This window comes from Nocardioides sp. GCM10028917, from assembly GCF_042666175.1.
Taxonomy (GTDB): Bacteria; Actinomycetota; Actinomycetes; order Propionibacteriales; family Nocardioidaceae; genus Nocardioides.
In genome coordinates this window covers 159,063-176,191 of sequence record NZ_JBHTFL010000013.1, presented here as the reverse complement: position 1 = coordinate 176,191, position 17,129 = coordinate 159,063, and the positions used below count along the sequence as shown (strand labels likewise).

Genomic DNA, 17,129 nt, shown 5'->3' with positions numbered 1-17,129 from the left:
GGCCATCCTAGGTGAGGAAGGATGTGGCCCGTGAGCCTCCTCCACGACCCCCACCACGACGGGTCCCCGCTCTACGTCTCCGACGAGGCACCCGAGCTCGGCGCCACCGTCGCCGTCCGCGTCCGCACGAGCGCAGCCGACCCGGTCGATGCGGTCTGGCTGCGCACGACGTACGACGCCGAGCCGGTCTTCCACCCGATGGAGCCGACCGCCACCGGCGACGTGGTGTGGTGGCAGGGCGAGCTGCCGGTGCACAACCCGGTCACGCACTACCGCTTCCTCCTCGTGCGCGCCGGCTCCGACGGCGAGGGCGAGCAGGAGTGGCTGACCGGCGCCGGGCTGGTGGGCCACGACCTGCCCGACGCCGTCGACTTCCGGCTGGCCGCCCACCCGCCGGCGCCCGACTGGGGTCGTGACGGTGTCGTCTACCAGGTGTTCCCCGACCGGTTCGCGCGCTCGGCTGCCGCCGACGAGCGGGAGGTCCCGGACTGGGCGCTGCCGGCGGAGTGGGACGACGAGGTCGTCTTCGAGGGCAGCGACCCGCGCACGCCGATGCAGCTCTACGGCGGCGACCTCGACGGCATCACCGAGCACCTCGACCACGTCGCCGCGGTCGGGGCCGACGTGCTCTACACGACGCCGGTCTTCCCCGGCGAGAGCAACCACCGCTACAACGCGACCACCTTCACCGAGGTCGACGAGCTGCTCGGCGGCAGCGAGGCGTACGCCCGGCTCAGCGCCGCCGTGCACGAGCGGGGCTGGCGGATCCTGGGCGACCTCACCACCAACCACACGGGCGACACCCACGAGTGGTTCCTGTCGGCCGCCGACGACCCTCGCGACCCGCACCGCTCCTTCTACTACTTCGCCGACGACGGCACCTACGCCGACTGGATGGGCCACGGCACGCTGCCGAAGATCAACCACGCCAACCTCGACGTCCGCCACGCGATGGTCGACGGTCCCGACTCCGTGGTGGGTCGCTGGCTGCAGCCGCCCTACGCCGTCGACGGGTGGCGCATCGACGTCGCCAACATGACCGGCCGGCTCGGTGCCATCGACGTGGCCCACGACGTCGCCCGCACCGTGCGGTCCACCGCGGCTGCACTGCACGACGACCCGTGGGTCATCGGCGAGCACAACCACGACGCGAGCGGCGACGTCGACGGTGACGGCTGGCACGGCACGATGAACTACTCGGGCTTCTCGTGGCCGGTGTGGTCGTGGTTGCGCGATCCCGCGTCGCCGGCACGTCCGTTCGGCCGACCGGTGCCGGTGCCGCGTCGCGGGGGCGGTGCGGTCGTCGAGACGTTCCGGGCCTGGCAGGGTGCGCTCGGCTGGCGCGCCACGGCGTCGAGCTGGAACATCCTCGGCTCCCACGACTCCGCCCGCATCCGCACCCTCGTCGGGGGGGACGCCACCGTCCACCGCGTCGCCGCCGGCCTGCAGTTCACGATGCCCGGCGTCCCGATGATCTTCGCCGGGGACGAGATCGGGCTCGAGGGCGTCAACGGCGAGGACGCCCGCCGTCCCATGCCGTGGCACCGCCGCGAGGAGTGGGACGAGCAGACGCTCACGACGTACGCCGACCTGGCGCGGCTGCGGCGAGAGCATCCGGCCCTGCGGCGTGGCGGGCTGCGCTGGGCCCACGTCGACGCCGACACCATCGCCTACCTGCGCGAGCACCCCGACCAGACCGTGCTCGTCGTCGCCCGCCGCGCTGCGGGCAGCGCGTTCAGGCTCCCCGTCGGAGCCGGCCGGCACCTCTTCGGGTCCGAGCCGGGCCGCGCCGACCTCGTTCCCGGGGCCGACGGCGTGGAGGCTCCGGCGTCGACGGGGCCTCGACTCGACGTCTGGGAGATCACCGCGTAGCCGGCCCGCCCGGCCACCGCACACCTCGCCCTCGCACCTCGTGCGCGGCTAGTGTCGCGACCATGGCCATGCGGATCGTCGCCAGCCGGCCGGACCCGGCCATCCTGCGCCTGCCCTGGCACCTTCCGCTGGAGGAGTGGCCGGACGACGTCGTGGTCCCGCTGCCGCGCGGTCTCTCCCGCCACGTGGTGCGCATCGTGCGACTGGGCGGCAGCGTCTACGCCGTCAAGGAGACCAACGACGACATCGCCTTCCGTGAGTACCGGATGCTGCGCGACCTCCAGCGGATGGGGATGCCGTCGGTCGTCCCGCAGGGCGTCGTCACCGGCCGCGAGGACGGCGACGGCGAGGACCTGCCCGCCGCGCTGATCACCCACCACCTCCGGTTCTCCCTGCCCTACCGCAGCCTCTTCAGCCGGGGGATGGACGCCGAGCACGTGCCGACGCTGATCGACGCGATCGTCGTGCTGCTGGTCCGGCTCCACCTCGCCGGCTTCTACTGGGGCGACGTCTCGCTGTCCAACGTGCTGTTCCGCCGCGACGCCGGGGCGCTGGCCGCCTACCTCGTGGACGCCGAGACCGGCGAGCTGCACGAGTCCGTGGGCGACCGACTGCGGGAGTACGACATCACCGTGGGCTGCGAGAACATCTTCGCCGAGCTCATGGACCTCAGCGCCAGCGGCGCGGTCCAGCGCCCGATCGACGGCTTCGCGATCATCGAGCACCTGCGCTCGCGCTACGAGGCGCTGTGGCGCGAGCTGACCGACCTCGAGGAGTTCGGCGCCGACGAGATGTGGCGCATCGAGCGCCGGGTCGAGCGGCTCAACGACCTCGGCTTCGACGTCGACGAGCTCGACATCGTCACCGACCTGGGCGGCGACACGATCCGCATCCAGCCCAAGGTCGTCGACCTCGGCCACCACACCCGTGAGCTGCGCGACCTCACGGGCATGACCGTCGAGGACAACCAGGCCCGGCGCATCCTCAACGACCTCGCGTCGTTCACCGCCCACTACGACCTCGGCCGCGAGGACCGCCACGTCGTTGCGAGCCGCTGGATGCGCGAGATCTTCGAGCCCATCATGGCGATGATCCCGCCCGACGCCACCGGCAAGCTCGAGCCCGCCGAGGTCTTCCACGAGATCCTGGAGCACCGCTGGTACCTCTCGGAGCAGGCCGGCTACGAGGTCAACATCCACGCGACCGCGCGCGACTACATCGACCGGTTCCTCACGGCCAAGCCCGACGAGGTGATCACGGGGCAGGAGTGACGGGCTCCCACTCGCCGACCTGCCACGAGCCGTTGGTGCGCAGCCGGACCCACTGCAGGCCGACCGGTCGCCCGTCGGCGTACGTGATGAGGCTGACCTCGGCGTCGCGGCGCGGCTTGCTGCCCAGTGCGAAGGCGTACGCCGCCCCGCCGGTCGTGCCGTTGGTCCACGTGTGGCCGGTCGCTCCGTCCTCGCCGTCGACGGCGTCCGGACCGTTCTGGACGTGGGTGTGCCCACCGACCACGAGGTCCACGCATCCCCGGTCGAGCGCCTCGCCGCCGAGGTTGGCGTCGTGGACCAGCATGGTGCTGACCCGCTCGCCGTCCTCCGCGGCGGCGCAGGCGCCGTCCGCCAGCCGGTCCCCCACCTCGGCGAAGCTGAGACCGGACTCGTCGCGCCAGCTGCCGAGCCCGCTGCTGCGCGGGTCGTCGACGCCGAGCAGGGTGCCGCCCCACGACGTCTCGACCACCTCGCCGTCGAGCATGGTCCACCCGAGGTCGGCGAGGTAGGTGCTGACGAACGTGCCGTGGTCGTGGTTGCCGGCGACCCCGAAGCGCTCCCAGTCGTCGAAGGCGGCCTGGAGGGAGTCGAGGCTGAAGGCCTCCCACGGCTGGCCGGTCGAGGTGTCGTCACCGGCGTCCAGCACGACGCTCGCCCCGGCGGCCTCGCCGATGGCACGGGCCACCCTGTCCATCCCGATGTTGTCGTGCCGGTCGCTGACCAGCAGGGCGACGGTCTCGTCCTCCTCGGGCGTGCGGAGACCCTGCTCCGTCAGGTCGGCGGCCGCCTCCGCTGCCGTGGAGTAGAACTCCTTGCTCTTGTCGTAGGTGTCCACCGCGCTCAGCACCAGCCGCTTGCTCTGGGTCGTGACCGGCCCCGTGCGCACCTCGATGTCGCGCACCTCGGCGGGCAGCTCCACGTCGGGGCCTGCCAGCTCCGCGAGCGTCTGCCAGCTGCCCTGGTCGTCCTGCGTCTCCTCGTCGCGCTCCCACGGCTGCCACACCAGCAGCGGGAGCGTCAGCAGCAGGACCAGCGCGAGCAGGCCTTGGCGCGTCCCGAGACCCCGGAACAGCTCGCCGCGCCGGTGACGTCCCAGCACCAGGAAGACCGCGACCGGCAGCAACCCCACCGCCAACCCGCGCAGGGCCGCCGACAGGGCCATGTCGAGGACGACGTCCTGGACCTTGTCGATGGGCGCGGACGGGTCACCCGCGATCAGCGCGTAGCGCTGCACCAGCTCCTCGATCGACCCGACCTCGGTCTTGCCGAGCGTCAGCCTGACGCCGAGGGGGCCGACGTCACGGAAGCGCAGGTCGGGCAGCAGCGGCCCGGTCTCGACCACGGCGTCGCGCGCCAGCGTGGGGCGTACGACGGTGTCGTGGCCGACCAGCACGACGGTCCGGCTGCTGTTGAGGAACAGCGACACCGCCACGGCGAGCCCGAGAGCCACGCTGCCCACCAGCAGCACGGCTCCGACGAGCAGCCGCCGCGGGGTTGAACCCATCGTTACGAGCGGGCCTGCGAGATCGCGTAGAGGGCTACCGAGGCGGCCACGCCGGCGTTGAGCGACTCGAGCTGACCGGCCATCGGGATCGAGACGATCTGGTCGCAGGTCTCCGCGACGAGCCGGCCGAGGCCCTTGCCCTCGGACCCGACGACGACCACCAGCGGGCCCTCCGCGAGGCCGCCGGGCGCGACCAGCTCGGGCAGCGAGATGTCACCGTCGGCAGCCAGGCCGACGACCATGCAGCCAGCGTCCTGGTAGGCCTTGAGCTGTCGGGTCAGGTTGACCGTCTGGGCGATCGGGAGCCGGGCGGCGGCACCCGCGCTGGTCTTCCACGCGGACGCCGTCATGCCGGCGGCCCGGCGCTCCGGGATCAGCACGCCGTGAGCCCCGAACCCGGCCGCGGAGCGGACGACGGCACCGAGGTTGCGCGGGTCGGTGACCGAGTCGAGGGCGACGACCAGCGCCGGCTCCTTGGCCTCGGCCGCCCGCTCGAGCAGGTCGTCGGCGTGGGCGTACTCGTAGGCCGGCAGCCGTGCGGCCAGGCCCTGGTGGACGGCCCCGCCGGTCATCCGGTCCATCTCGTTGCGGGTGACCTCGAGCAGCGTCAGCCCTTGCTCGGCGGCGAGCTTGAACGCCTCGCGCATCCGGCCGTCGCGCTCGGTGCCCTCGGCGACGTAGATCCCCGTCACCGGCACGCCGGCCTGCAGCAGCTCGACGACCGAGTTGCGACCGGCGGCCCACTCGGCCTCGGCGGTCGTCCGCCGCTTGGGCCGCGTGGTCTTGTCGCGCTCCGAACGCTTGGCCGCCTTGTGCGCCTGGTGGTAGGGCCGGTCCTTCGCCTTGGGCGTCGGACCCCTGCCCTCGAGCCCCCGGCGCACGCGTCCGCCCGAGCCGGCGGTCGGGTTGCCCTTGCCCGTCTTCTTGATCGCGCCCTTGCGCTGTGAGTTCCCGGCCATGTCACACGCTCCCCAAAACGACGGTCCACCGTGGGCCGGTCGTGGTGTCTTCGATCTCCAAGCCGGCCGCCTTGATCCGGTCACGGATGGCATCGGCGCGGGCCCAGTCCTTGGCCTCGCGCGCCGCCGTCCTCTCCTCGAGCAGTCCCTTCACCAGCGCGTCGACGACCTCGGTCAACCGGTCGTCGGAGCGGCCGGTCGCCCACGCGGCGTCGGCGGGGTTGAGCCCCAGCACGTCGAGCATCGCGACCACCTCGCCGAACTTCTGGCTGAGCTCGTCGGACGGCCCGTCGGCCAGCAACCGGTTGCCCTCGCGGACCGAGTCGTGGATGACCGCCACCGCGGCGGGCGTGCCGAGGTCGTCGTCCATCGCCTCACGGAAGGCGTCGGGCATCGAGGCGAACCACGAGCCGACGACGGGCGCGGCGCGGTCGAGGAAGTCCTCGAGGCGCCGGAACGCCTTGGCCGACTCCTCGAGCGCCTCGAAGCTGAACTCGACGTGCGAGCGGTAGTGGGCAGCGACGATGTAGTAGCGCAGCTCGATCCCGCGCACGCGCTCGAGCACCGACGGGATGAGCATCGAGTTGCCCAGCGACTTGCTCATCTTCTCGCCGGCGGTGGTGATCCAGGCGTTGTGCAGCCAGTACGACGCGAACGGGCGGCCGGCGGCACGCGACTGGGCCTGCTCGTTCTCGTGGTGGGGGAAGCGCAGGTCGACGCCGCCGCCGTGGATGTCGAAGGCCGGGCCGAGGTACTTGCCGGCCATGGCCGAGCACTCGATGTGCCAGCCGGGGCGACCGGGACCCCACGGGGAGGGCCAGGAGGCGGTCTGCGGCTCCGACTCCTTCTTCCACCCCTTCCAGAGGGCGAAGTCGCGCGGGTCGCGCTTGCCCCGGGGGTCGGCGTCGCCGGCGGGCTCCATGTCCTCCACGCGCTGGCGGGTCAGCTCGCCGTACGACGCCCAGCTGCGCACGTCGAAGTAGACGTCGCCGCTGCCGTCCTCGGCGGCGTAGGCGTGACCTCGGGCGATGAGCTGCTCGATGAGCTCGACGATCTCCGGGACGTGTCCGGTGGCGCCGGGCTCGTAGGTCGGCGGCAGCACGTTGATCGCGGCGAGCGCGGCGTCGAGCTCGCGCTTCATCGCCGAGGCGAGGGCGTACCAGTGCACGCCCTGCTCGGCCGACTTGGCGAGGATCTTGTCGTCGATGTCGGTGACGTTGCGGATGAAGTCGACCTGGTGGCCGGTGACGGCCAGCCAGCGCCGGAGCACGTCGAAGTTGACGGCGGAGCGCACGTGGCCGACGTGCGGCTCGGACTGCACGGTCAGCCCGCACACGTAGATGCCGGCCCGGCCCGGGGTGAGCGGGACGAAGTCGCGGGTCTCGCGCGTCGCGGTGTCGTGGAGCCTCAGGGTCACCGGGCAAGTCTAGGGCGAGCGGTCCGATCCTCGGGCTTCGGCGAGCAGCCCTGTCGACGGGAGGATGTGACTCTTGAGACGTGTGGGACTTTCCGGGTTATCGTCGACCGGTGCTCCGACGTCTCGCGGTCCTCGCCCTTCCCCTGCTGCTGGCCACCTCCCTCGCACCCGCGGCGGGCGCCGCCGAGGAGCCCGCGGCCCGGCAGCGCGCGACGCCCCAGGTCGACCTCACGTCGTGGAGCAGCTACGCCGACCTCAAGGCCGGCCAGCGCACGGGCCTGAAGATGGGCCGTGGCCAGGTCTCCCTCGTGAAGGCCGAGCCCCGCACCGTGGCGGGCAAGTCCTACGAGGCCGGCACCTGGACGTCGCCGTGGGCCACGCCGGGCTTCGCCGCCACCGCGATCATCCCGTCGTGGGAGGCCACCACCCCCGGCCGCACCCTGGTGCGCGTCGAGCTGCGGGCGCAGGACGCCACCGGCCGCACCGGCACCTGGGACACGGTCGCCGACTGGGCGCGCACCGACCGCCCGGTGCCCCGGCGGACCTACTCGGGCCAGACCGACGACCTCGGCCGCGTCAGCGCCGACACCTGGTTCGCGACCACCGCCGTGACGGCGTACCAGGTGCGCGTCAGCCTCATGCGTCCGAAGGGGTCGAGCAAGGCCGTCAGCCTGGAGCGGGTCGGTGCTGTCGCCTCCGCCGACGCCTCGGCGCCGCGTGCGACCTCGCAGCCCGGGCCCGCGGCGGGCACCGTCCTGCCCGTGCCGACGTACTCCCAGATGGTCCACGGCGGCCACTACCCCGCGTGGGGTGGCGGCGGCGAGGCGTGGTGCTCCCCCACGTCGCTGGCGATGGTGCTCGCCTACCACGGCATCGCCCCGACACCCACCGGCATCACGGCCGGTCACGCCGACGCCGTCGTCGACCACACCGCCAAGATGGTCTACGACAACGGCTACCGCGGCACCGGCAACTGGGCCTTCAACACCGCCTACGCCGCCACGCTCGCGGGCGGCGACTCCTACGTCACCCGGATGCGCGACCTGCGCGAGGCCGAGGACCACATCGTCGCGGGAGTGCCGCTCATCGTCTCGGTCGCCTTCGGCCGCAACCAGCTCACCGGCGCACCCATCTCGGCCAGCAACGGCCACCTGCTCGTCGTCGTCGGCTTCGAGGCCGACGGTGACGTCGTCGTCAACGACCCCGCCGGCGCGACCAACGCCGCCGTGCGCCGCGTCTACGACCGCGCCCAGTTCGAGCGGCTCTGGATCGCCGCCTCCGGCGGGACGGCGTACGTCGTCCGCAACAGCTGAGAGAGGGGACCCGGGCCCGCCCTGGTCCGGCCGGCCCCCACGGGTCGTCAGCCGGCGCTGAACTCGACCGCGTGCCAGCCCGTGGCACCGTCCGGGTCCGGGGACCGTACGGCGCTGGTCTGGGTCTCGCCGTCCTTGCCGGTCGCCCGGACCCGGACCTCGTGGTCGCCTTCCGGCACGTCGATCGTCACCGCCCACTGCACCCAGGTGTCCACCGACGGCACCCCGCCGAGCTCGGCACGCGTCCACTCGCCGCCGTCGACCTGCACCTCGACGAAGTCGATGCCGGTGTGCTGGTGCCAGGCGACGCCGCCGAACGACACGGGGCCGGCCGCGACGTCGTCACCGGAGCGCGGGACGTCGATTCGCGAAGCGATCTTGACCGGCCCCTCGGCGGACCAGCCCTTCGTCGTCCAGTAGCCGGTCGACTCGGCGAACGTGCTCACCTCGAGGTCGACGACCCACTTGGTGGCCGAGACGTAACCGTAGAGACCCGGCACGATCGTGCGCACCGGGAAGCCGTGCTCGATGGGCAGCGGGTGACCGTTCATCGCCACCGCGAGCATGGCGTCGCGCTCGTCGGTGAGGGCCTCGAGCGGCGTCGCGCAGGTCCAGCCGTCGTGCGAGGTCTGGAGCACGCAGTCGGCGTCGTCGGAGACGCCGAGGTCGGCGAGCAGGTCGGCGATGCGGATGCCGCTCCAGCGGGCGTTGCCCACCAGGCCGCCGCCGACCTCGTTGCTCACGCAGTTGAGCGTGATCCACGACTGCGTCATCCGGCGGGCGACGAGGTCGGAGTAGCTGAGGGTCAGCTCGCGGTCGACCATGCCGTGGATGCGCAGCGACCACTCCTCGGGCTCGATGGTCGGCTTCGCGATGGTCGTGTCGATCAGGTAGAAGTCCTCGTTGGGCGTCTGCCAGGGCGCGATGCCGGACAGGCCGACGGAGGTGCTCGCGGGCGCCTGGCGCCGGGTGACGCCGGGGATGCGGAGCAGCCGACGGCTGACCTCGACGTGCCGGCGGCCCGCTCCGACCAGCCGCCCGGCGACGGCGATGCCGACCGCGGCGACCGACACGGCACCGGCGACCATGAGGAAGACCCGTCGCTCGCGCGACTCCAGGTCGGGCTGACGCTGCCCCCGGACGAGGGCGTCGGTGAGCGCGGAGTGCAGCGTCACCCAGGTGAGCAGGCCGACGGCGACCGGCAGGGCGTCGACCGCCCCGGCGCCTCGCTGGCTCAGGACGGCGACCAGGCCCACGCCCGCGAGCGGGAACCAGACGAACAACGGGCGGTACCAGCCGCCTCGCGCCAGCACGCCGGCCAGCGCGAAGAGCCCCAGGAGCAGGAGGAGGACGACGCCGACGAGGAACGGCTTGTCGAAATGGCCGAGCACCGAGATGGCCCGCTCGGCGACCGGCCCGGGGGTGAGCCGGATGACCATCTCCGCCACCGCCACCACCGGCGCCTCCCGGATGGTGAGGACCATCGCGGTCGCGTAGCTCGTCGCCAGGCCGGCAACACCGGCCAGCACTCCGGCGAGCACCCAGGGAGCACGGCGAGCGGTCACGCGTCCATTGTGACGGGCGGTCCGGCATGATGCCGACGTGACCTCCCCCTCCCCCACTCCCCGCATCGGCATCGGCACCGACGTGCACCGGCTCGTCGCCGGCGTTCCCATGCACCTCGCCGGCCTGGCGTGGCCGGACGAGCCGGCCGGGCTCGAGGGTCACTCCGACGCCGACGTCGCCGCCCACGCGGCGTGCGACGCGCTCTTCTCCGCCGCCGGGCTCGGTGACCTGGGCAGCAACTTCGGCACCTCCGCCCCCGAGTGGGCCGGGGCGTCGGGCGCGGCCCTGCTGGAGGAGACCGCCCGCCGGGTGCGGGCCGAGGGGTGGGAGATCGGCAACGTCGCCGTGCAGGTCGTCGGCAACGTCCCGCGGCTCGGCCCGCGCCGCGACGAGGCCGTCGCCGCGCTGACCGCCGCCCTCGGCGCCAGCGTCAGCCTGTCCGCCACCACGACCGACGGTCTCGGGCTCACCGGCCGCGGCGAGGGCGTCGCGGCGATCGCCACCGCGCTGCTCACCCGCTGAGGCGTCGCGGTGTCCACTGCTGTCGTCATCCTCGCCGCCGGATCGGGCAGCCGGGTCGGCGCCGAGGTCAACAAGGTCCTGCTGCCACTGCGGGGCGTCCCGGTGCTGGTGTGGTCGGTGCGCGACGCGCTCGCGCTTCCCGACGTACGCCGCCTCGTGCTTGTCGTACGACCGGAGGACCGCTCGGCGGTGGAGTCCGCCGTCGCCCCCCATCTCGACGACCGGGAGGTGCTGGTCGTCGACGGCGGCGCCACGCGGCATGCCTCGGAGTGGGCCGCGCTCCGGTTGCTCGCCCCCGACGTCGAGTCGGGCGAGATCGACGTCGTGGTGGTCCACGACGGCGCCCGGCCACTGGCGGGCCGTCCCCTGTGGGAGGCGGTCGTCGCCGCCGCCCGCGAGGTGGGCGGAGCCATCCCGGTGGTCCCGGTGACCCAGTTGCTGAGCGAGGACCACCGGCTCGTCAGCGAGCGGGTCGGCGGCGTGCAGACACCGCAGGCCTTCCGCGCCCACGAAGTGCTGGCGGCCTACCGGGCGGCGTCTGCCGACGGCTTCGAGGGCACCGACACCTCGGCGTGCGTCGCCGCCTACCGCGACGTCGCCGTCGCGGCCGTCCCCGGCAGCCCGCTCAACCTCAAGGTCACCTTCCCCGAGGACGTCGCGCTGGCCGCCGAGCTCAGCCCGACGGGGCCGTGAGCGCGTCGAGGAGGCGTACGTCGTCGGGCGAGGACACGCGCCGACCCTCCGGGGGTGCCTCGAGGGTCTCGACCGCGTGACCGGCGACCGTCAGGTCGGCGACCGCCCGGGCGAGGTCTGACGACGGCCACCGCTCCAGGGATGCCAGGACGGCGGCCGGGACGGCGAGGGGTGAGGCGACGGCCACCAGGGCGTCACGGTCGAGCGTCGCGCCCACGACCTGCCCGGCGGCGCCGTCGGCGACCAGCTTCACGGTGTCGGTCACCGGGCGGATGCCCACGACGGGACGCCCGGTCGCGCGAGCGTGCTCGAGGCAGGCGGCGAGGAAGGCCGGCGGCGTCATCGGGCACAGGGCGTCGTGGAGGACGAGGTCCTCCCCGGACTCGACGAGCCCCTCCCACGACACGGACGCGTCGAGGAGGTCCACCCCGGACTCGCCCAGCGCCCACGCCGCGCACGCCACCAGCGCCTCGCCGTGGATCAGCGCGTAGGGCAGGGCGCCGCGGTCCTCGTCCAGAACGAGACCGAGGCCCCGGGGAACGTCGTCCCAGGGGCCTCGGTCGGCGTCGTCCACGCTCAGGAGGCGAGCACCTCGTCGAGCATGGCCTCGGCCTTGTCCTCGTTGGTCTTCTCGGCGAGCGCGAGCTCGGAGACCAGGATCTGTCGGGCCTTGGCGAGCATCCGCTTCTCGCCCGCGGAGAGGCCCCGGTCACGCTCGCGGCGCCACAGGTCGCGCACGACCTCCGACACCTTCATCACGTCACCGGAGTGCAGCTTCTCCAGGTTGGCCTTGTAGCGGCGCGACCAGTTGGTCGGCTCCTCGACGTGCGCTGCACGCAGCACGTCGAACACGCGGTCGAGGCCTTCCTTGTCGACGACGTCGCGGACGCCGACCAGATCGAGGTTGCAGGCCGGGACGCGCACGACCAGGTCCTGCTGGGCGACGATCCGGAGGACGAGGTACTGCCGGTCCTCTCCCTTGATCGTCCGCATCTCGATGTCCTCGATGACAGCGGCCCCGTGATTGGGATAGACGACCGTTTCGCCAACGGTGAAAGTCATATGTTCAGTTCCCCTTCCTAGGTGAACATTCTAACACGGGTTCGAGGGACCTCCAGCCGCGTTTGTGCAGGTCAGAGGCCCTATGCGGGCTTGACAAGTCACCCGTTGCTGTGATGCGGGCCCCCCGTCGGCCCGCCGCTGGGCCATACTGCGGCCCGTGCCCCAGGCCCTCGCCACGACTCCGTCGCTGCTCCTCGTCCGGGCGGCCCACCCGCGCCAGGCGCTCGTCACCGCGGCCGCGGTGGGCACCGCCGCCGCCGTCGCCGGACGGCCGCTGCGCGAGGTCGGCCTCGTCGCCGCCACGGTGCTGGTCGGCCAGTCGCTGCTGGGCTGGGCCGACGACCTCACCGACCGGGAGCGCGACGCCCGACGCCGCCCCGACAAGCCGCTCGCCTCGGGCCGGCTCGACCCGGGGACCGTGTGGTTCGCGCTCACCTGCGCGTTCCTGCTCGTCGTCCCCCTCGCCGTGGCCAACGGGCGGCGCGCGGGGGCGACGTACCTCGCGCTGCTGCTGGTCTCCGCGGTCGGCGACCGGCTGCTGCATGCACGGGCGCTGTCGTTCGTGCCGTGGATGGCGAGCTTCGCGCTCTACCCCGCGTTCCTGGCGTACGGCGGCTGGGGCGGGGTCGGCTCCCCGACACCACCCACGCCGGTGATGGTCGCCCTGGCGGCAGCCCTGGGACTCGGCGTCCACGTGCTCCTCGCACTGCCGGGCCTGGTGCACGACCACGAGGAGGGCGAGAAGTCGTTCCCGATGCTGGTGGCGCTGCGCACGGGCACCCCTCGCCTCCTGCTGCTGGCGGGCGCCTGGACGGCCCTCACCGTCGCCGCGATCCTGATCGCAGGGCGGACCGCCGGACTGACCTGAGCCGACGCTAGGCTGTCCGCCATGCGACTCCGATCCCTCGCGACCGCCGCCGCGGTCATCGCGCTCGCCGCTCCGCTGACCTCGTGCGGGTTCGACTACGCCACCGAGCGCACGTACACCCCCGCCGGCGGCGCCAACAACCGCGAGGGCGTGGTCGACGTGCTCTCCGCCGTGGTGGTCTCGGGCGCCGAGGGATCCGGCACCTTCGTCGCCTCGCTGTCCAACAACGACGGCGCCGAGGAGCAGAGCCTCACCGGCATCTCCGGTGGCGAGGGCGCGACCATCGAGGCCGCCGAGTTCGAGGGCGTCACCGTCCCGGCCGCTGGCCTGGTCAACCTGGCCGAGCCGCCCGCCGACATCGTCCTGACCGGCGACTTCACCGCGGGCGACTTCGTGCCGCTCTCCTTCGACTTCGGCAACGGCGAGCGCATCTCGCTCAACGTCCCCGTCGTCGCCGACGACTTCGGCTACTGGGAAGGCATGGACGCCTCATGACGCACACGCTCGTCCTGCTCCGCCACGGCGAGAGCGAGTGGAACGCCAAGAACCTCTTCACCGGCTGGGTCGACGTCGACCTCACCGAGAAGGGCCGTGCCGAGGCGGTCCGCGGCGGCGAGCTGCTGGTCGAGGCCGGACTGCTGCCGGACATCGTGCACACCTCGCTCCAGCGCCGCGCGATCACCACCGCCCACCTGTCGCTCGATGCGGCGGACCGCCACTGGATCCCGGTGAAGCGCTCGTGGCGGCTCAACGAGCGCCACTACGGTGCGCTCCAGGGCAAGGACAAGAAGCAGACGCTCGACGAGTACGGCGAGGAGCAGTTCATGCTCTGGCGCCGCTCGTTCGACACCCCGCCGCCGCCGCTCGACGACTCCTCGGAGTTCTCCCAGGCCGCCGACCCGCGCTACGCCGACCTCGGCGACGAGCTGCCCCGCACCGAGTGCCTCAAGGACGTCATCGCCCGCTTCCTGCCCTACTGGGAGGCGGAGATCGTTCCGGACCTGCGTTCCGGCCGGACCGTCCTCGTGGCCGCCCACGGCAACAGCCTCCGCGCCCTGGTCAAGCACCTCGACGAGATCAGCGACGAGGACATCGCCGGCCTCAACATCCCCACCGGCATGCCGCTGGTCTACCGCCTCGACGACTCGATGAGGCCCACCGTCGCCGGTGGCGAGTACCTCGACCCCGAGGCGGCGGCTGCCGCAGCCGCGGCCGTGGCCAACCAGGGTCGCTGAGCCGGGACCCTCGAACCCCCGGCGGCGGCGTACGTCAGTCGCGCGGGGGCAGGTCGCCGGTGACGACGAAGACGACGCGGTTGGCGACCGAGACGGCGTGGTCGGCGATGCGCTCGTAGTAGCGGCCGAGCAGGGCGATGTCGACCGCGGCCTCGACGCCGTGCTGCCAGTCGGTGGAGAGCAGCTCGGTGAAGCTGCGGCGCCGCAGCTGGTCCATCACCTCGTCGTCGCGGCCGAGCTCGATGGCCGCCTCGACGTCGCGGTCGACGATGATGTCCCGCACCCGGCGCACCATGTCCTCGGCCGTGCGGGCCATCTGCTCCATGGTCGGACGCAGCTCGTCGGGCACCGCCACCGACGGCACGCGCAGGCGGGCGATCTTCGCGACGTGGACGGAGAGGTCGCCCATCCGCTCGAGCTCGCTGACCATGCGCAGCGCGGAGACGATCATCCGCAGGTCGCCGGCCACCGGCTGCTGCAGCGAGAGCAGCGCGAACGCCGTGTCGTCGACCCGTTCGCGGGCCGCGTCGATCGCCCGGTCGTTGCTGATCACCTGGTCCGCGGTGTGCACGTCGCCGCTGAGCAGCGCCTTGGTGGCCTCGCGCACGGCGATCTCGACCTGTCCGCAGATGTCGGACAGGTCGGCGAAGATGCCGTCGAGCTGGTCATGGAAAGCCTCACGCATGTCGGGCACTGTAGGCAGCCCAAGCGAACAGACGTGCGTGCTCGATGAACGAGGGATGAACACTCCGTGCCGCCCGTCCATCCGGTCAGGACCCACGCTCCCGGTGCGTACGATGTGAGCGTGGATCCGACGACGCAGGCTGCCTTGGCGGCGCTCGTCGGGGCGATCGTCGCGGGCGGCGCCCTCCTCGCCTGGCACATCAGCGACCGGCAGCGACACACGGCGCCCGAGGTGGAGCCGCCCGTCGTCCAGGCGGGCGTCGCGGCCGTCCTGAGCATCCTCCGGTCCAGCGCGGTCGTGGTCGACGAGACCGACCACGTCCTCAAGGCCTCCGCACCGGCGTACGCGTTCGGGCTCGTGCGCGGCAACACGGTCCTGCTGCCCGAGCTGCTCGACCTCATCGCGCAGGTGCGACGCGACGGGCAGATCCGCGAGAGCGACATCGACATGCCCGCGCCTGACGCCGGGTTCACCCGCACGCTGACCGCACGGGTCGCGCCGCTCGGGGCCCGACTGGTGCTGGCGCTCGTCGAGGACCGCACCCGCGAGCGCCGCGTGGAGGCCGTGCGCCGCGACTTCGTGGCCAACGTCAGCCACGAGCTCAAGACCCCGGTCGGCGCGATCCGCCTGCTCGCCGAGGCCGTCACCGACGCGTCCGACGACCCGGAGGCCGTGCAGCGCTTCGCCGGGCGGATGCTCACCGAGAGCGACCGGCTCTCCAAGCTCGTGCAGCAGATCATCGAGCTGTCCCGGCTGCAGGGCCACGACCCGCTCGAGCGGCCCGTCATGGTCGACCTCGACGCCGCGGTCTCGACCGCCGTCGACACCAGCGCCATGGAGGCGGCCGCCAAGCAGATCACCGTGGAGTCCCACGGCGAGCCGGGTCTGGAGGTCTTCGGGTCGCAGGAGCAGATCGGCGCCGCGATCAGCAACCTGGTCGCCAACGCGGTCGCCTACTCCAACGAGGGCTCGCGCGTGGTCGTCACCACCCGGTCCGAGGGCGCGAAGGTCCAGATCTCGGTGGTCGACCAGGGCATCGGCATCCCGGCCGGCGACATCGACCGCATCTTCGAGCGCTTCTACCGCGTCGACCCCGCCCGCCACCGCTCGACGGGCGGCACCGGCCTCGGCCTCTCGATCGTCAAGCACGTCGCGGCCACCCACGGCGGCGACATCGCCGTGTGGTCCGTGCAGGGACAGGGCTCGACCTTCACCCTCACGCTCCCCCGCAGCTCGGAGCCCGGCCAGGGCACCGGCAGCGGCACCACCCCGGTCGAGGTCGTCGCCCCCGTGCGGCCCACGACCGGCACCGATCCCGGACCACGCAGAGCACAGCAGGAGACCAAGAGATGAGCACCCCACGATGTTCCTCGCCTCCCCCGCTTCGCTCCTCCGCCGAACAACACCGAGGGGACCCCGCATGACCCGCGTACTCGTCGTCGAGGACGAAGAGAGCTACAGCGACGCCCTCGCCTACATGCTCCGCAAGGAGGGCTACGAGGTGGCGATCGCTGCCGACGGCAACACCGCCCTCACGGAGTTCGACCGCTTCGGGCCCGACATCGTCCTGCTCGACCTGATGCTCCCCGGGATCCCCGGCACGGAGGTCTGCCGCCAGATCCGCCAGACGTCGTCCGTCCCGGTGATCATGGTCAGCGCGAAGGACGACGAGGTCGACAAGGTCGTGGGCCTGGAGCTCGGCGCCGACGACTACGTCACCAAGCCGTACTCGCCGCGCGAGCTGGTCGCCCGCATCCGCGCCGTGCTGCGTCGTGGCCACGAGCCCGACCTGATGCCCGACACCCTCGAGGCGGGACCGGTCCGGATGGACGTCGAGCGCCACGTCGTCACGGTCGACGGGACCGAGCAGCGGCTGCCGCTCAAGGAGTTCGAGCTGCTCGAGATGTTCCTGCGCAACCCCGGTCGCGTGCTCACCCGGGGCCAGCTGATCGACCGCGTGTGGGGCTCCGACTACGTCGGCGACACCAAGACGCTCGACGTGCACGTCAAGCGGCTCCGCTCCAAGCTCGAGCCCGACCCGGGCGAGCCCAAGTACCTCGTGACCGTCCGTGGGCTGGGGTACAAGCTCGACCTCTGAGCCGGGAGCGGCGGGATGTCGGCGTACGGCGTCCGAAAAGCGCTGGCGGTCGGTCATGACCGTA

General features: G+C 72.6%; 17 protein-coding genes. 10 read left to right on the top strand and 7 right to left on the bottom strand.

The genetic code is table 11. The features are described from left to right. The first annotated feature begins 30 nt into the window (after positions 1 to 30). Complete coding sequence (locus ACFQW6_RS20945; protein WP_378550195.1) at positions 31 to 1,872, top strand: glycoside hydrolase family 13 protein; 1,842 nt, start codon at positions 31 to 33, stop codon at positions 1,870 to 1,872. Positions 1,873 to 1,934: 62 nt separating this feature from the next. Then, entirely contained in the window at positions 1,935 to 3,143 is a 1,209-nt protein-coding gene (locus ACFQW6_RS20940; protein WP_378550192.1) for a DUF4032 domain-containing protein, read from the top strand. Here the strand turns inward: ACFQW6_RS20940 and ACFQW6_RS20935 are convergent. The 3 genes from ACFQW6_RS20935 to cysS are packed head-to-tail and all read right to left on the bottom strand — an operon-like array spanning position 3,127 to position 7,023. Beyond that, entirely contained in the window at positions 3,127 to 4,647 is a 1,521-nt protein-coding gene (locus tag ACFQW6_RS20935; RefSeq protein ID WP_378550189.1) for a metallophosphoesterase, read from the bottom strand. The genes ACFQW6_RS20940 and ACFQW6_RS20935 overlap by 17 nt on opposite strands. A 2-nt stretch (positions 4,648 to 4,649) precedes the next feature. Further along, positions 4,650 to 5,606 carry a 23S rRNA (guanosine(2251)-2'-O)-methyltransferase RlmB gene (gene rlmB, locus ACFQW6_RS20930; RefSeq protein WP_378550186.1) on the bottom strand — a complete coding sequence of 319 codons (957 nt, stop codon included), beginning with the start codon at positions 5,604 to 5,606 and terminating at the stop codon, positions 4,650 to 4,652. 1 nt (position 5,607) lies between these two features. Then, entirely contained in the window at positions 5,608 to 7,023 is a 1,416-nt protein-coding gene (cysS, locus tag ACFQW6_RS20925; protein ID WP_378550183.1) for a cysteine--tRNA ligase, read from the bottom strand. Between the two features lie 110 nt (positions 7,024 to 7,133). Between cysS and ACFQW6_RS20920 the strand changes: the two genes are divergently transcribed. Next, a complete protein-coding gene (locus ACFQW6_RS20920) occupies positions 7,134 to 8,336 on the top strand; it encodes a peptidase C39 family protein (RefSeq protein ID WP_378550180.1) in 1,203 nt (400 codons plus the stop codon). Positions 8,337 to 8,383: 47 nt separating this feature from the next. Here the strand turns inward: ACFQW6_RS20920 and ACFQW6_RS20915 are convergent, their stop codons facing one another. Continuing rightward, the gene (locus ACFQW6_RS20915; RefSeq protein WP_378550177.1) at positions 8,384 to 9,901 is read right to left on the bottom strand and encodes a molybdopterin-dependent oxidoreductase; all 1,518 of its coding nucleotides are present in this window, start codon (positions 9,899 to 9,901) and stop codon (positions 8,384 to 8,386) included. Between the two features lie 37 nt (positions 9,902 to 9,938). On the opposite strand from ACFQW6_RS20915, the gene ispF reads away from it, so the two are divergent. Both ispF and ACFQW6_RS20905 read left to right on the top strand, forming a co-directional pair. Continuing rightward, positions 9,939 to 10,424, top strand: coding sequence for a 2-C-methyl-D-erythritol 2,4-cyclodiphosphate synthase (gene ispF, locus ACFQW6_RS20910; protein WP_378550174.1), 486 nt, complete (start codon positions 9,939 to 9,941; stop codon positions 10,422 to 10,424). Positions 10,425 to 10,433: 9 nt separating this feature from the next. Then, positions 10,434 to 11,117 carry a 2-C-methyl-D-erythritol 4-phosphate cytidylyltransferase gene (locus tag ACFQW6_RS20905; protein ID WP_378550171.1) on the top strand — a complete coding sequence of 228 codons (684 nt, stop codon included), beginning with the start codon at positions 10,434 to 10,436 and terminating at the stop codon, positions 11,115 to 11,117. Here ACFQW6_RS20905 and ACFQW6_RS20900 read toward each other — a convergent pair. Together ACFQW6_RS20900 and ACFQW6_RS20895 are read right to left on the bottom strand one after the other, a co-directional pair. Further along, on the bottom strand, positions 11,098 to 11,691 hold the full coding sequence (locus tag ACFQW6_RS20900; RefSeq protein ID WP_378550168.1) for a 2-C-methyl-D-erythritol 4-phosphate cytidylyltransferase: 594 nt from the start codon (positions 11,689 to 11,691) through the stop codon (positions 11,098 to 11,100). The genes ACFQW6_RS20905 and ACFQW6_RS20900 overlap by 20 nt on opposite strands. 2 nt (positions 11,692 to 11,693) lie before the next feature. Next, positions 11,694 to 12,179 (bottom strand): CarD family transcriptional regulator, encoded by a 486-nt coding sequence (locus ACFQW6_RS20895; RefSeq protein ID WP_056602200.1) that lies wholly within the window; start codon positions 12,177 to 12,179, stop codon positions 11,694 to 11,696. Between the two features lie 157 nt (positions 12,180 to 12,336). Here ACFQW6_RS20895 and ACFQW6_RS20890 point away from each other — a divergent pair, with 157 nt between their 5' ends. Genes ACFQW6_RS20890 through ACFQW6_RS20880 form a run of 3 tightly spaced genes read left to right on the top strand, consistent with a single transcriptional unit; the run spans position 12,337 to position 14,282 of the window. Continuing rightward, entirely contained in the window at positions 12,337 to 13,047 is a 711-nt protein-coding gene (locus ACFQW6_RS20890) for a UbiA family prenyltransferase (protein WP_378550164.1), read from the top strand. Between the two features lie 21 nt (positions 13,048 to 13,068). Further along, complete coding sequence (locus tag ACFQW6_RS20885; RefSeq protein ID WP_378550161.1) at positions 13,069 to 13,542, top strand: hypothetical protein; 474 nt, start codon at positions 13,069 to 13,071, stop codon at positions 13,540 to 13,542. Continuing rightward, on the top strand, positions 13,539 to 14,282 hold the full coding sequence (locus tag ACFQW6_RS20880) for a phosphoglyceromutase (protein WP_378550158.1): 744 nt from the start codon (positions 13,539 to 13,541) through the stop codon (positions 14,280 to 14,282). Before ACFQW6_RS20885 ends, ACFQW6_RS20880 begins: the two co-directional genes overlap by 4 nt. Before the next feature lie 34 nt (positions 14,283 to 14,316). Here ACFQW6_RS20880 and phoU read toward each other — a convergent pair whose 3' ends face one another. After that, the gene (phoU, locus tag ACFQW6_RS20875; RefSeq protein ID WP_378550155.1) at positions 14,317 to 14,967 is read right to left on the bottom strand and encodes a phosphate signaling complex protein PhoU; all 651 of its coding nucleotides are present in this window, start codon (positions 14,965 to 14,967) and stop codon (positions 14,317 to 14,319) included. Positions 14,968 to 15,087: 120 nt separating this feature from the next. Between phoU and ACFQW6_RS20870 the strand changes: the two genes are divergently transcribed. After that, entirely contained in the window at positions 15,088 to 16,320 is a 1,233-nt protein-coding gene (locus ACFQW6_RS20870; protein WP_378550153.1) for a sensor histidine kinase, read from the top strand. A 67-nt stretch (positions 16,321 to 16,387) separates the two neighbouring features. Beyond that, complete coding sequence (locus ACFQW6_RS20865; protein WP_378550150.1) at positions 16,388 to 17,065, top strand: response regulator; 678 nt, start codon at positions 16,388 to 16,390, stop codon at positions 17,063 to 17,065. Positions 17,066 to 17,129: the final 64 nt, after the last annotated feature.

Coding starts and splice junctions, on each gene's coding strand:
- ACFQW6_RS20880 (WP_378550158.1), top strand. CDS start 13,539: ATGACGCACACGCTCGTCCTGCTCCGCCACGGCGAGAGCGAGTGGAAC.
- ACFQW6_RS20940 (WP_378550192.1), top strand. CDS start 1,935: ATGGCCATGCGGATCGTCGCCAGCCGGCCGGACCCGGCCATCCTGCGC.
- ACFQW6_RS20865 (WP_378550150.1), top strand. CDS start 16,388: ATGACCCGCGTACTCGTCGTCGAGGACGAAGAGAGCTACAGCGACGCC.
- ACFQW6_RS20935 (WP_378550189.1), bottom strand. CDS start 4,647: ATGGGTTCAACCCCGCGGCGGCTGCTCGTCGGAGCCGTGCTGCTGGTG.
- ACFQW6_RS20885 (WP_378550161.1), top strand. CDS start 13,069: ATGCGACTCCGATCCCTCGCGACCGCCGCCGCGGTCATCGCGCTCGCC.
- ACFQW6_RS20895 (WP_056602200.1), bottom strand. CDS start 12,179: ATGACTTTCACCGTTGGCGAAACGGTCGTCTATCCCAATCACGGGGCC.
- phoU (WP_378550155.1), bottom strand. CDS start 14,967: ATGCGTGAGGCTTTCCATGACCAGCTCGACGGCATCTTCGCCGACCTG.
- rlmB (WP_378550186.1), bottom strand. CDS start 5,606: ATGGCCGGGAACTCACAGCGCAAGGGCGCGATCAAGAAGACGGGCAAG.